This window comes from Anaerobacillus sp. QJM3NY_17, assembly GCF_056173665.1.
In genome coordinates, this window is the sequence record NZ_CM149685.1 from 656,618 (window position 1) to 669,693 (window position 13,076).

A 13,076-nucleotide genomic window follows, 5' to 3' on the forward strand; every position below is an offset into this window, starting at 1 on the left:
GGTGGAGGGCTTATGACCCGGGAGTTAGCCTGATTTTATTCAAGAGCTATTTCCAATTCGTATCGTTATGAAGTTTTTTAGAAGTTCTTCATGCTTTTCTTCATATTCATCAATTGACATTGTTGATCGCTGTAAGGTGTCATCGAACAACATAATAGGCGTTGTTCCTTCTTTTCTATTGGATGAGAATTGATACAAGTAGGAAAACCCAGGTCTAGTAGCAGGAAGCATTAAATAAGGCATCCGCGTCGCACCCGGCCGTCTTCTTAATGCAAGGGCTTCAATCATACCTTCAACGGTTCGAAAGCCTAAACCGTGTCCAAAAAAAGTACCGTCCCCTAAATCTACAACATTCTCACCTTGCCATTCTGGCGTAAGAGGATTCACGTCAGGATTTTTTACATATCGAATATCCCCAGGAAGGTAGTCAGGAGGAATGTTATGAACGATTTGCAAATCTTGATCGTATTTCCATCCCCAAAGCCGTATGTTTGAAAAAAGTCGATTAAACTGTGCGGGAGGGAGCATTTTGACTGCTGCGTGATAGAGAATAATAATCATAGCGGTGGCGCATTCAAACGCATATAGTCTCCCATTTCGGTAAATATCGAGTATTGCTTCAGATGCCGGAACGCCCATTTTTAATTGAAAGGCGCCATCTGGGAGGAGGTTCCAGAACATAGGGTTACATCGCGATCGATAAAAGTCTGCAAATTGAACACCGCTATAGTAAAGTTCACGTGAACTGTCTGTGATGGCTACTCTAAATCGAATTTCAAATAATAAGGCATCCATCGAGCGATAGGAATACGTATAGGGACTTGCATACATGACATGAAGTATCGTTTGTTCAAGAGGTCGTACGATACCAGCGTTTATCGCATCGTCTTTATTTAAACTATTACCTCCTATAGTAATCATGATGAACCTCCTCAATGAGCGTCAATTGGGCATCGAGAGGTCGATTGATCCACTCCTTCCATTTGTTTCGAGATCTTTTTCTCATTTGATAGGAGAAGTTGGCAAGATCTTCTTTTTCATCTTCGGTTAACGTATGAAATCCTTTATCTCGATGGTATTCCGATGAAGTGTTTGAATGATGTTCACGGTATTTTGTGTAGTGATCGATAATATAAGGTGAAAGTTCAGCTGTTAATTCATAGCTATTTTCATTATGAAGAAGGTATGGGAGGTTCTCTTCATACCAACCCCTAAAATAGGCATACTGATCAGAGCTTTCTTCTAAACCGGAAATGAAATGAAGCAGTTCTCTTGCAAACTCAACTTCTTCTTCATGAGAAGATAATAGTTTTTCACCAATAGGGAGGAGACTAGACATGTTTCGTGAAGAAAAATAAGACCATGTTAAGTAATGTGTAGAGTGGCCCTCGCTGTTTCTCTTGAATAATAGTTCTGAAACAAGGGAGAGGTCTTCCGGGTTTTGATAGATGGTTGTCAATAGCCCAGCAGCGCGGTCAATAACAAGTCGATAACGAGCATTCAGTTTATCCTCTTTCCCAGTTTCGACCATCCATCTGAGTACAGAGTGAATGAACTGTGGAAGATCGCAGACTGAATATGGAAAAGGAGTTGCTGGTGTACGTTCTGTAGCAAGGATATCTCTTTGGATGGACAAAGCTACTTTATTCCGATCTGATAAGTTCTTTGTGAGACTGTGTTCGCGAATAACCTTTGATAAGACATAGAGAGTGGGATAAGTGAGGTCCTCGTCATTGATGCGTGAAATGGCTAATTTTGCATCATGCTGAATCAACTCTCTTATATACAGATCAAGACGTTTAATGCCTTCTGTTTTCCGGATTATCTCAAGTGAGGTAGACATGTTTAAGGGAGGCCTCCTTTCGAAAGTGCGCTGTTAACAGCGTATTCGGCAGGGGGGAGTTTCATCACATGTAATAAAAAATGATTCTTTATGCTCTATCTGAAACTTTTACTTATTTGCTCCGTCTTTAAGATAGACTAAGTTAAATCAAGAAACCTACACGATCAGCTATGAAGGAAAATTGAATTCATTAGGGGGATACCGTATGGAGAATAAGGCTGTTCGAACTAGTCTTAAGTTTATTACTGCATTTATTGGTGTGCTGTTACTAGGGGCGTTACCGGGGTTATTCAATGGCATGAAGCTTGATTTTTCTGGATATTTGAAGAGATTAGTTAAGACATTAGAGGAGTTGATCCACTATCAAGATATAACGTTTCGCTCTGGGAATGCGAATTATCAATTGTTCCCAGAGGTCTTTGATTATGCGACATATTCCATAGTCATTTTATTCAGTGCCTTATTTCTTTCGTTTGTTGTAGGATTTGTTTTTACATACGTTACCTACAGATTTACGCCTCCTATGCGAAAATGGTTTAAACGATTTGCGTTTCTAACTGAATCTTTTCCAGATGTATTTATTCTCGTAATTGTTCAAATTGGAATCATCTGGTTTTATAAAAAAACCGATATTTTGTTAATGGATATTGCAGTATATGAACGAATTTATACGATGCCTATATTAGTGCTATCTATATTACCAGCTTTCCTATTCTACCGAATTATGATGCAAGTTTTCGAAGAGGAATTTGAAAAGCCTTATGTTGAGCTTGCGCGAACGAAAGGCGTGCAATCAACAGTCATTTTCCTTGTCCATGTTTTTCGGAATGCGATTTTATCGATTTACTTCCATTCGCGCTCCATTGTCTGGTTTACGTTATCTAATTTATTTATTATGGAATTCGTCTTCAATTTGAACGGATTAATCCGCTTTATGTATGAACATCCTACGCCAGAAATTTTCACGGTAGGCGCTTTATGTCTTTTTATCCCTATCTTCTTGGCGTTGACACTTTACCAGTTTGTAGCGGAGCAAGTTTCAAAAGAAGAAGCGTTACTATAGTTCGGAAGTGAGGGAAGAAGGATGTTGAAAAGTGCGTTGCGAAATCCAATGTTTATGTTCGGAATGATCATTATCGTTCTCTTACTAGGTAGCAGTATTTTTTATTCGCTCGTTTACCATGATGACATTCCTCAAACGTTTATGCTTTATGACGACGATGGAAATTTAATTGACCGATCGCCTCTTTCACCTGTACAAGTTCTTCCATTTGGTACAGATAAGTTCGGCTACCATTTGTTTGAGCAAATTATCATTGGTGCGAAATATACAATTGGAATTGCCTTTCTTGTTGCTTCAATGAGAATGGCGTTATCGTTTGTTGCAGGTGTAATTGGAGGGACTTATTTTCGCCGAACGCTTAGAAGCACAGCTGGAGTGGTGGATGCGATGCAGTATATCCCTATTTCGTTATTATGTTACTTTATTCTCCATGGAGTATTAATGGAAAACGGGATGGAAGGAACGTTTTCATACTCTTTCACTGAACGCATGGTTTTTGAAGTGATTATCTTGACAGCGGTCGCTATTCCTACAACGACGATTCTTATTTCAAATGAAACGAACGCCATTTGGGGTAGAGAATTTATTGAAGGAGCACGAACGTTAGGAGGCTCTAGAAGACATATTCTTTCAAAGCATGTACTACCACACTTAGGACCACGAATGATGATTATTTTTCTTCAGCAAATTGTTAACGTTCTGATTCTTTTGCTACATCTTGGATTGTTGAAGTTGTTTTTTGGTGGAACGTTCTTTAATCCAGACCCTATGTTAGGTGATGAATATCGCTCGGTTTCTGGAGAATGGTCAGGGTTAATTGGATCCACCTTTAGATTCCTTTCATATGAAACATGGATTCCGTTGATTCCCATCCTATGTTTTGTTCTTGTCATACTGGCACTGAATTTTGTTTTAGAAGGCTTCAAGCAAGTGTTAGATAAGCAGTCGTATAGTAGAAGGATGAAGAATGTTGAACTTCCTGAAACAAAGACAGAGATCGATTCAAGTTCCTTTTCTTTTGTTCATAATCATGGCGAAATGATGGAGAGGAAAACGGCAAGTAGATAAGAAAAAGCACAATTCAAGATTGTGCTTTTTCTTTTATGATTGTTTACAACGTTACTATGATCTACGAGTAGCGGATAAAAATTCATACAGGTTAGTTAATTAGATGGAGAGGACCAACTCATACTTGCTTCCTTTATCCTCTTAGAACCTTTAAGAAAAAAGGTACTATCTTCTTCATCCATAAAGGCTAAAGAAGGGTAATCGCTGTTTGGTTTAATCGTAATTTCTAAATGATAATAATCCCATATTTCCCCCAGTTGATCATTTTTCAATTGATATAAATGAGATAACACCTCCAAATATTGTATTGTTAGTTCCTTCATTTTTTTATTTGAAAAACTGTCTGACACCATGATATCCAGATAGATCGTTTTATCCATTGAGAAATAGGTTACATCGAGAATATCTAGGTCACGTTGAGCAATTTCTGATGCCCGCTTCATATAAGCTGCACTTACGTATGGGGCCTCTTGTAGTTTGTTAGAAGCTTCATGTTTTATAGGAGGATCCAAATCAATATCAATGACTGTGAGAGTGACTGTCATAAGTAGTGCCAAACAGACCGCAAATCCAACCAATGCTAGAAAGGTGCTTCGTTTCTTCTTATGGTCAGCGTAATGAGCAATAAGGATATTTTCCATAATTCTTTCTTTTTTTCTTTCTGTTAAATGCTCTTTAATGAATAAAGATTCTTTCACTTTTTCTTTTAATCTATTTTGGTTCATTTTTCATTCACTCACTTTCATTATTCAGTCTTGATTCAAGAAGGCGACGAGCCCTGTGCAATCTGGATTTTATAGTTGCCTCTTTTGTGTCAAGGAGTGAACTAATGTCCCTAATGGATAAATCTTCATGATAGTAGAGAATAAATGCTTCACGATATTTTAATGGAAGTTGTAAAATCGTTTGGCGTAACATATAAGATTCTTCTTTTGTTATCGCAATAAGTTCTGGGGAAGGCTGATGATTCTTAGAGAAATTTAAGATCATGTTACTTGGAATGATGTTTTTAAAAGACCAGCTTCGTACATAGTCATGACAACGGTTAATCGCAATGCGATAAAGCCAGTTCTTTAGAGAAGCTTCTCCTCGAAAGGTATTTATCTTTAAAAAGCAAGTCAGAAAAACCTCCTGTATGATATCTTCTGCTTTACCCCAGTCCTTTACATAAGTATAAGCCAGTCTTAGCAGAGCTTCGCCGTATTGATCCATTAATTCTTCGACTAACTCTGTTTTTTGCAGTGTTGTATAGGTAGAGAAATCTGCATTAAGTTTAAGAGGGGAATTATCGTTCATATCATCATCCTTCGAAGGTCATTTAGGGTTGGCACTGAATAGCAATTGAAACTAAGACCTTTCCTATTAAGACGAAGGATCAAAAGAAAGGTTGCAGAATTTGTAAAAATTATCTGTTAATGCCCCTTTTATCTTTTTCAATTCGATATATAGCATAAGGAGGCAGCGATTGGTATCGAGAATAATCGATACGAAAAAGGAATAGAGGGGGAATGAAAAGTGATTATCATTGATGCAGGACATGGCGGGAATGATCCAGGAGCGGTGGCGAATGGCGTGAAAGAGAAGGATTGGACTATGGAAGTAGCGCTTCATCAATATGAGTTTTTGAAGAATCTTGGCATACCGTGTGCGATCACAAGAACGACAGATATTGATCTATCTTCTGAAAAGCGTTCTGCACTTGTGAAAGGGTCAGGTGCTTCGATTTGTTTGAGTAACCATTATAATGCGGGAGGAGGAAGTGGGGCTGAAGTTATTCATTCAATTTACGCAAAGAGTGATTTGGCAGGCAGTATAGCAGAAGGTTTGAAAAAAGCCGGGATGGGATTGCGAAGGGTATTCTCTAGAGAAGGAGCGGATAGAAAAGATTACTACTACATGCATCGATTGACTGGAGATGTAGAGACAGTAATAATTGAATACGGCTTTTTGGATTCTTCGTCGGATGTAAAAAAATTAAAGGCTCGTTCCTATCGCCTTCAGCTCGCTGAGGAAGCTGTACTTGCGGCCGTGCGGTATTTAAAAGGTGCGCTTCCACAGTCACTGTATTACGTCCAGGCCGGCGCTTATAAGGAGAAGGCTAGCGCTGATCAATTATGCCAGAAATTGAAAAAGAATGGGTACGACGCATTTGTGAAAAAGGTTTGATGAAGTCTAAGTACTGCATAAATAAGGAGCCATGCAATCAGCATGGCTCCTTAGAGTCATTATTTAAGTAGATCAGGATTTTCGCTCTTTGCCCTTTTCACTTTAGGCTTACGAATTCCGCCTGCAATATCTGCTTTCTTAAATTCTTTCGCATAAGCTACTTCTTGAGCATCACTTAGTGAGAAACCACTCTCATGAATTGGTTGGTATTGAGAATTCTTAGCCATTTGTAATTCCTCCTTGTATCGTCTCTTATAATAAATGGTACCCGTGTGAAAAAATCATTAAACATCCTAATCTAACTTTGTTAAAATACTAATGTTTGTGGTAACTTAATACTAAACATGTTCAATACGGAGGCACTATGAATAGAAAGAGAGCATTAAATATATCGATTGCAAGTATCGTCGTACTTGTCAGCCTTTTTTTAATTGGAAAGTATACCTATGTTCATGAAAAACATATTGAACATGGTGAAGTGATTAAGAAGGAAAGCACAGATCATCATTTCTATGTTTTTGTTCAGCCTGAAGGAGAAGGAGAGGCCATTGAACTTTTGGTTGAAGATGAAATGGCCTGGAACCTTGTGGATGAAGGGGAATATTATGAAGTCGCCTATTCTTGGTATGGTGCAAAAGAACCGGCGATTGAAGAGATGAAGCAAATAGAAAGAGAGTAAGCGTTGTGCGCTTACTCTCTTTCTATTTAATTATTCCTGTTTCAGCGATCTTTACCTTTACGTTTGCCTGAAGATCTAGTTTTGGATAGTCATTATCCCACTGTTTTTCATTCCATGCTTTGTGGTGATAAGCATTTAAATCACGACCAATACCTAGGAAGTCACAGTTGGCTTCTTGAAGTTTATGAAGAATATCATTCGCTCTTTTTGTTAACCGTGTGGATAATTCATCTGCAATATCATGTACCATTCCTTCTTTAAACAGATGGTTTTGAGGATATTCTTCTACATTTCCTCTTATTTCAAGATTGATAACGCCTTTATTTAATTGTTGATCTTGAAAAGAATATTCATTAGATGCTTTGGCATTTCGGACGTTTATAGTAACGGTTTTGGTGAGAAAACCTTCATTGTGTTCTTCACCAATATTTTCTGTAATACTTGCTTTTTTACTTTTCCTATCAGCCATAAGGAGTAGTAAGGTTGCGTCTATTGGAGGAAGAACAACTCCTGTATAGTTGGCGTGATGAAATAAAGCAATTCCGTTTATTTCAGGTGCGCCCACATCCTTGTTGAAACTAATATATGGAAGGGCGTAATCTTGTCCAACATCTTTAGAATAACGAAATGTTTTTTCGATCGTCATTCGCGGGGCTTCTGTTTTATTTTCAGCACCTTTAATAAGATCTGACATAAATTCTGTAATGAGAGTATCGCCAATATGGTCTAAATTTAACATGTCTTCGGCTCGTCCATCGACAACTCCGACTCTAGCGTCTAGTGGACCTTTTGGATCTCTGTACAGGACATCAAAAATGTGGTCAATGTCTTTTTTGGCTATCTCTTTCCCTAAGAGAATGAGCTGATTTTTTGAAGCTGTTACTTGCTTTGATAAAACTCGATCCACTTTAATTCGCGTATCTCTGGGTGAAGACCCTGAAACGGAAAGAATGCGATTAGAGTATACGCCCCCTTGACTAACTGGAATACCAAGGTTCCGAACGGCGAACGTTGTGCGAATTTCATTTTCATTCTCATAATCCAATCCAGCCCCATAAATCAGCTTCGATTCTTTTAAAAGTTCCTGATCCCAGCAAGAGGTCAGAAATAACAGGCTGAGCGAAAAAATGATGGAAAGATGTTTTAGTTTTTTCATCGTGACTCCTCTTTCTTCTTAAATAAAAGACTAATGAGCAAAAGCAGGAGAGGGAAGCCAAGGGCAAAAAAATAACTTGCTTTCGCATGATAACTAGAAATCATTTCCACAGTATATCGATCATGTGAAAACATTGAGAAAAACAGTGCAATAAAGGCGGCAGTCAAAATGGGACCAGTTGTTTTTTTTCTTTTTGTTAAATATTGAATGCCTCTTCCTGCAATATATATATACGATACATAGGAAGTCATAACAGAAACGATCCAGATCGAAAGAAAAAGGAGATCCACTCTATCCACAATTACAAAGGATACACCTTTTAACATATACACGAGGGGTTCAGGAATCATTTCAAGCTGAGAAGGGCTAAAAAAGACGTACGTTGCAAATGTTAAAAAGCTATATAATAATGTTACTGCTATATTAGCCAGTGTTAAGCTTTTTAGTGCTGCTTTCCCTTTTGTTTGAACGTAAGGGTAAATGAATAATACGATTTCAAAACCCAGCATGGATACTATCCCTTGCTGTGTTGCTTTTAGGATTGTTCCTACGCCATTTTGACCAATTGGCAAGATATAACGAATATCCGCGTCCTTTAAAGTATAGGCGGCCATAATGATCAGAGGAATAATTAGAACTGAAACAAACTGATAAAATCTCCCCATTACTTTGATTCTGCCAATAGCAAGGTAAGTGCCACTAATAGTTAGCAATAAAAAGATGACAATCATGGGTGTTCGAAATAAGATCCAAGTTTTTATTGTGGTTTCAAACAATTCCAATACAATGACCGCTGTTGAAATAGCGAATAGTGTGTAAAGAAGTGAGACGACGAATGCTACATATTTGCCAATGATTTTAGGCCCATATTCAAAAAGCGTTAATGATGGGAAACGGTTGCTCAAAAAGTAAAGTATAAAAATAATTAGTTGGATAGCAACACCAGTAACAAGAAGAGTAATCCAGCCATCAGTTCCAGCTCCTGCATATAAGGAAGAGGGAAGAGAGAGTACGCCTACGCCAACTTGTGTTTGGAATATGATGAAAAAAAGCTGCGCCGAATTAATTTTGCTACTCGTCTTCATTTTGTTTCCACCTTCTTGAGACCCACTCCTGTGTTCCATGCTGTGCACGAACGTCTGACGGTCGCCTACCGAGTAACCATCTTGGAAGGCGAATAACAGAATCTTTTAGTTCGTTGAAACGAAATGGTGCAAGCGGGGAGAAATAAGGTGTGCCGAAAGTTTCTAAACCACATAAGTGGATTAAAATGATGGATAATCCGAAGACAAGCCCAATAAATCCAAATGCTGCAGAAAGGAGCATGAGTGGAAAACCAAGCAGCCTGATTGACATACTCATTTCATACGATGGAACTGCAAAGGATGATATAGCCGTCAGTGCGACGACAATAATCATCATATTCGATACAAGGTTAGCTTCTACAATCGCAGTCCCAATAACTAAACCCCCAACAATACCAATTGTTTGTGCAATAGGACCTGGTAGTCGTATAGCAGCTTCTCTCAATAATTCAAGAATAATTTGCATAATTAAAGCTTCTAGTAATGGTGGGAATGGAACGTTTTCAAGCGAGCTTTTAATATTTAAGATTAACTCGGCAGGTAGTACCTCTGGGTGAAAAGATACGGTGGCGATATATAATGAAGGCAACCCTAATGCAAAAATAAAGCTGGCTACTCTTATGAGTCTTAAGATAGATCCAATATACCATCTGCTGTTGTAGTCTTCAGGCGATTGATAAAAGGCAAAAAAAGTTACTGGAAAAATTAAAGTTGCAGGGCTTCCTTCCATTAGGAGACCGACTCTTCCTTCCATGAGGTGAGCAGTCATTCTATCAGGTCGTTCCGTACTTAGCATTTGGGGGAATGGAGAGAATGGTGCATCCTCAATAAACTCTTCTACATAGCCAGGCGTTTGAATGGAATCCGTTTTAATAGATGTGATTCTTTTTTCTATTTCTGCGATAAGATCAGGGTTTGTAAGGTGCTGTAAGTAAATAACAGCTATTTTCGTGTCTGTTGTTTTACCAATTTTAAAGAACCTAATCACAAGGTTAGGATTCTCAATTCTTCTGCGAAGCATTTGTAGGTTTTGCATAATATTTTCGACAAAACCTTCATGTGAACCGCGAACGACTTGCTCATTAATTGGCTCAGATATTGCTCTAGAATTTCCTGAGAAAGCTTCTAGTAAATAAAAATGTACTTGTCCATTTATTAGTAGAACGACAAATCCTTTTGTTAATCCTGTAATAGCTTCATTTAAATTTTTTGATCGCCGGTATTCCTTTGATGTGACTGTATCCTCGATGTTTAACTGATTTGTCTCAAATAATGGTTTCATAATCGTTCTTTGTAGCTTCTCTTCATCAACTAAAGGATCTAAATAAGCAAGTAGGCATTTCACATCCTGAACCGTAATATTTCTGAATTTGATATCTTCTGTATTATGAAATTTTGCTTTTATATATTCTTTGTTCTCTTCAAGAGAATAGTATGCATCATGTGATTCAGTAGCAGTTGGAATTTGGTAGGACTCATTTCGAATTGATTTTCGTTTGCTTCGTCTCACAATGCACCCTCCTCAATAAAATTAGATAGGTATAGGTTGTTATAATAATTGAGAAGTTATGTATACGAATTGAAATGAATCATTCATAAATGATTTAAAAGAGTTATAAATGCCTTGTGATAGGTCTATAGTCTTTGTTATCCCGTGATTGTTCTCGTCGTTTACTGGTCTTTTGTAGGGTTTTAACATAATTCAAATCGAGTCTTGTCGAATGAGTGCAAATACATTGTTAAGGTGGTGTATAATACGGATAACTTATCCGGAAGGTGGTTCTAACGATGACGATTAAAAATGTTCAAAAGGAAAAATTGGCAGTTGATCGGTGTATGAAGCATTTAGAGGTCGTGAACGTAGAGCCAAAAGTAAGACAGCTGATTTCCATGTACTTAACATCCATTTATCGAGAAGGGTATCAGGAAGGTTTTGCTGATGGTGAAAAAAATGGATATTCTGAATCGGAAAAAGGACTTATAAAATAAGTGGTTGAATTTATATGGAAGTCGGCTATAATAAGACTAATATTGTATCGTCAATGCGAAAGAGAGTAGTGTTTGTATACGGATAAAGCGATCCGGGGATGGTGAGAGCTCGGAACCTTAGCAGGCATGAACCGGACTTTCAAGACACTGTTTTGAATTAAGTAGAAGCAGTCGGACTCCCCGTTATAGAGTGAAGTAGGCTCAAATCGTTTTATTGAGCAATCAGAGTGGTACCGCGGAATTCATCTCCGTCTCTTTTATAGAGACGGAGATTTTTTTATAGGCAAATGGATATACAAATAGGAGGGAATGTATGAATTACAAAGAATTATTTGCACAACAACTTTATCAAGCATGTGAAGAAGAAGTGAGCTTTCTTAATATTCTGCAGCGAATTGAACTGCCTAAGCATGACTCTTTAGGTGACTATGCCTTCCCATGCTTTGATCTTGCCAAAGTGAAACGAATGGCTCCTCATCAAATTGCGAAGGAGCTTGTTACTGACATTCATGAGTCAGCCTTTGAAAAAGTAGAAGCTGTTGGGCCTTATGTTAATGTGTTTCTTAATAAAAAAATGGTTAGTACTGAGGTAATAAGTCGCATTGTACGTGAGGGAAGTGAGTACGGTGCTTCTAATGTAGGAAAGGGAGGTGCCGTGACGATTGATCTTTCCTCACCTAATATAGCGAAGCCCTTCTCAATGGGCCATTTACGCTCAACCGTTATTGGAAATTCATTAGCGCTAATTGTTGAAAAAGTCGGCTATCGCCCCATTCGCATTAATCATCTTGGGGACTGGGGAACTCAGTTCGGCAAATTGATAACGGCCTACCGAAAGTGGGGGGAGGAGCAAAAGGTTCGTGAGCAAACGATTAAAGAACTCCTTAAGCTCTATATTACATTTCATGAAAAAGCGGAATCAGATAATGGTCTTGAAGATGAAGGACGTAAGGCATTTAAAGAATTAGAAGAAGGTAACCCAGAAGCCGTTTCATTATGGAAATGGTTCCGTGAAGAATCTCTTAAAGAGTTTGATCGAATTTATGAGCTTATGGGGATTACCTTTGATTCAACAAATGGGGAAGCATTTTATAATGATAAAATGCAGAGTGTCATTGATCTACTTGAAGAAAAAAATCTCTTAGTTGAATCTCGTGGCGCCATGGTAGTAGAACTTGGAGAGAGCTTACCACCATGTCTAATTAAGAAGAAAGATGGTGCCACACTTTATGCAACCCGTGATCTCGCTGCAGCCATTTATCGCTATGAAACATATGGATTTAGTAAGGCTCTCTATGTCGTAGGAAATGAACAGAGTCTACATTTCAAACAATTATTTGAAGTATTAAAGAAAATGGGATTCGATTGGGCAGATCAAATGCACCATATTAACTTCGGAATGATGTTAAAAGATGGAAAGAAAATGTCGACAAGAAAAGGGAAAGTAGTATTGCTAGAAGAAGTGTTGACTGAAGCAATCGAGCTTGCAAAAGTAAATATTGAAACCAAAAATCCTAGTTTAGAAAATAAAAACGCGATTGCTGAACAAATTGGGGTAGGGGCCGTTTTGTTTCATGACTTAAAGAATGATCGTCGAAATGATATAGAGTTTTCACTTGAAGACATGCTACGTGTTGAGGGTGAAACTGGTCCGTACGTGCAATATACTCATGCGCGTGCTTGTTCTATTCTACGCAAAGGGGATTTTCATTCCAATGATCATATAAAAGGTCTCGAAGATGAAGAAGCCTGGTCAGTTGTGACAAAGCTGCTTAGTTTTCCAAATGTAATTGAAAGAGCAGCAGCTGAATACGACCCTTCTCAAATCGCAAAGTTTGTCCTTGACCTTTCACGTTCTTTTAATAAATACTATGGACAGATTCGTATCTTAGATGACCCATCCTGTAAACAAGCGAGATTGCAGCTGGTGTCAGCTGTCTCCATTGTTTTACAAGAAGGCTTGCGATTGTTAGGACTACATGCACCAGAAGAAATGTAATAAGACAGCCCGTTTTTAGGGCTGTCTT

General features: G+C 38.2%; 14 protein-coding genes and 1 other annotated feature. Of the genes, 6 read left to right on the top strand and 8 right to left on the bottom strand.

The annotated features are described in order from the left end of the window. Positions 1-39 precede the first annotated feature (39 nt). Together AC0VYV_RS03600 and AC0VYV_RS03605 are read right to left on the bottom strand one after the other, a co-directional pair. Positions 40-921, bottom strand: coding sequence for a protein-glutamine gamma-glutamyltransferase (locus AC0VYV_RS03600; protein WP_430246782.1), 882 nt, complete (start codon positions 919-921; stop codon positions 40-42). Beyond that, positions 902-1,843, bottom strand: a complete 942-nt coding sequence (locus AC0VYV_RS03605) for a hypothetical protein (RefSeq protein ID WP_430246780.1) — start codon at positions 1,841-1,843, stop codon at positions 902-904. The genes AC0VYV_RS03600 and AC0VYV_RS03605 overlap by 20 nt, the downstream gene beginning before the upstream one ends. 205 nt (positions 1,844-2,048) lie before the next feature. On the opposite strand from AC0VYV_RS03605, the gene AC0VYV_RS03610 reads away from it, so the two are divergent. Beyond that, complete coding sequence (locus tag AC0VYV_RS03610; RefSeq protein ID WP_475366559.1) at positions 2,049-2,906, top strand: ABC transporter permease subunit; 858 nt, start codon at positions 2,049-2,051, stop codon at positions 2,904-2,906. Between the two features lie 24 nt (positions 2,907-2,930). Beyond that, positions 2,931-3,974, top strand: a complete 1,044-nt coding sequence (locus tag AC0VYV_RS03615; protein ID WP_475373306.1) for an ABC transporter permease — start codon at positions 2,931-2,933, stop codon at positions 3,972-3,974. Positions 3,975-4,069: 95 nt separating this feature from the next. Here AC0VYV_RS03615 and AC0VYV_RS03620 read toward each other — a convergent pair whose 3' ends face one another. Both AC0VYV_RS03620 and AC0VYV_RS03625 read right to left on the bottom strand, forming a co-directional pair. Next, on the bottom strand, positions 4,070-4,699 hold the full coding sequence (locus AC0VYV_RS03620) for a hypothetical protein (RefSeq protein WP_475366561.1): 630 nt from the start codon (positions 4,697-4,699) through the stop codon (positions 4,070-4,072). A gap of 7 nt (positions 4,700-4,706) precedes the next feature. Beyond that, positions 4,707-5,270, bottom strand: a complete 564-nt coding sequence (locus AC0VYV_RS03625) for a sigma-70 family RNA polymerase sigma factor (RefSeq protein WP_430246772.1) — start codon at positions 5,268-5,270, stop codon at positions 4,707-4,709. Positions 5,271-5,489: 219 nt separating this feature from the next. Here AC0VYV_RS03625 and AC0VYV_RS03630 point away from each other — a divergent pair, with 219 nt between their 5' ends. Continuing rightward, positions 5,490-6,140, top strand: a complete 651-nt coding sequence (locus tag AC0VYV_RS03630; RefSeq protein ID WP_430246770.1) for an N-acetylmuramoyl-L-alanine amidase — start codon at positions 5,490-5,492, stop codon at positions 6,138-6,140. Between the two features lie 59 nt (positions 6,141-6,199). Here AC0VYV_RS03630 and AC0VYV_RS03635 read toward each other — a convergent pair whose 3' ends face one another. Continuing rightward, entirely contained in the window at positions 6,200-6,367 is a 168-nt protein-coding gene (locus tag AC0VYV_RS03635) for a YfhE family protein (RefSeq protein WP_084006653.1), read from the bottom strand. A gap of 137 nt (positions 6,368-6,504) precedes the next feature. Between AC0VYV_RS03635 and AC0VYV_RS03640 the strand changes: the two genes are divergently transcribed. Then, positions 6,505-6,819: a hypothetical protein gene (locus AC0VYV_RS03640; RefSeq protein ID WP_283152975.1), complete on the top strand. Its 315-nt coding sequence runs from the start codon at positions 6,505-6,507 to the stop codon at positions 6,817-6,819. 22 nt (positions 6,820-6,841) lie between these two features. On the opposite strand, the gene AC0VYV_RS03645 is transcribed toward AC0VYV_RS03640, so the two are convergent. Genes AC0VYV_RS03645 through AC0VYV_RS03655 form a run of 3 tightly spaced genes read right to left on the bottom strand, consistent with a single transcriptional unit; the run spans position 6,842 to position 10,570 of the window. Further along, positions 6,842-7,975 (bottom strand): Ger(x)C family spore germination protein, encoded by a 1,134-nt coding sequence (locus AC0VYV_RS03645; RefSeq protein ID WP_475366562.1) that lies wholly within the window; start codon positions 7,973-7,975, stop codon positions 6,842-6,844. Further along, positions 7,972-9,060, bottom strand: a complete 1,089-nt coding sequence (locus AC0VYV_RS03650) for a GerAB/ArcD/ProY family transporter (protein ID WP_475366563.1) — start codon at positions 9,058-9,060, stop codon at positions 7,972-7,974. The genes AC0VYV_RS03645 and AC0VYV_RS03650 overlap by 4 nt, the downstream gene beginning before the upstream one ends. Further along, positions 9,047-10,570, bottom strand: a complete 1,524-nt coding sequence (locus tag AC0VYV_RS03655; protein WP_475366564.1) for a spore germination protein — start codon at positions 10,568-10,570, stop codon at positions 9,047-9,049. The genes AC0VYV_RS03650 and AC0VYV_RS03655 overlap by 14 nt, the downstream gene beginning before the upstream one ends. A 278-nt stretch (positions 10,571-10,848) precedes the next feature. Between AC0VYV_RS03655 and AC0VYV_RS03660 the strand changes: the two genes are divergently transcribed. Together AC0VYV_RS03660 and argS are read left to right on the top strand one after the other, a co-directional pair. Next, entirely contained in the window at positions 10,849-11,049 is a 201-nt protein-coding gene (locus AC0VYV_RS03660; protein WP_430246761.1) for a hypothetical protein, read from the top strand. A gap of 44 nt (positions 11,050-11,093) precedes the next feature. Further along, positions 11,094-11,308: a binding site (T-box leader), on the top strand. A gap of 54 nt (positions 11,309-11,362) precedes the next feature. Continuing rightward, on the top strand, positions 11,363-13,048 hold the full coding sequence (gene argS / locus AC0VYV_RS03665) for an arginine--tRNA ligase (RefSeq protein WP_475366565.1): 1,686 nt from the start codon (positions 11,363-11,365) through the stop codon (positions 13,046-13,048). Positions 13,049-13,076 lie beyond the last annotated feature (28 nt).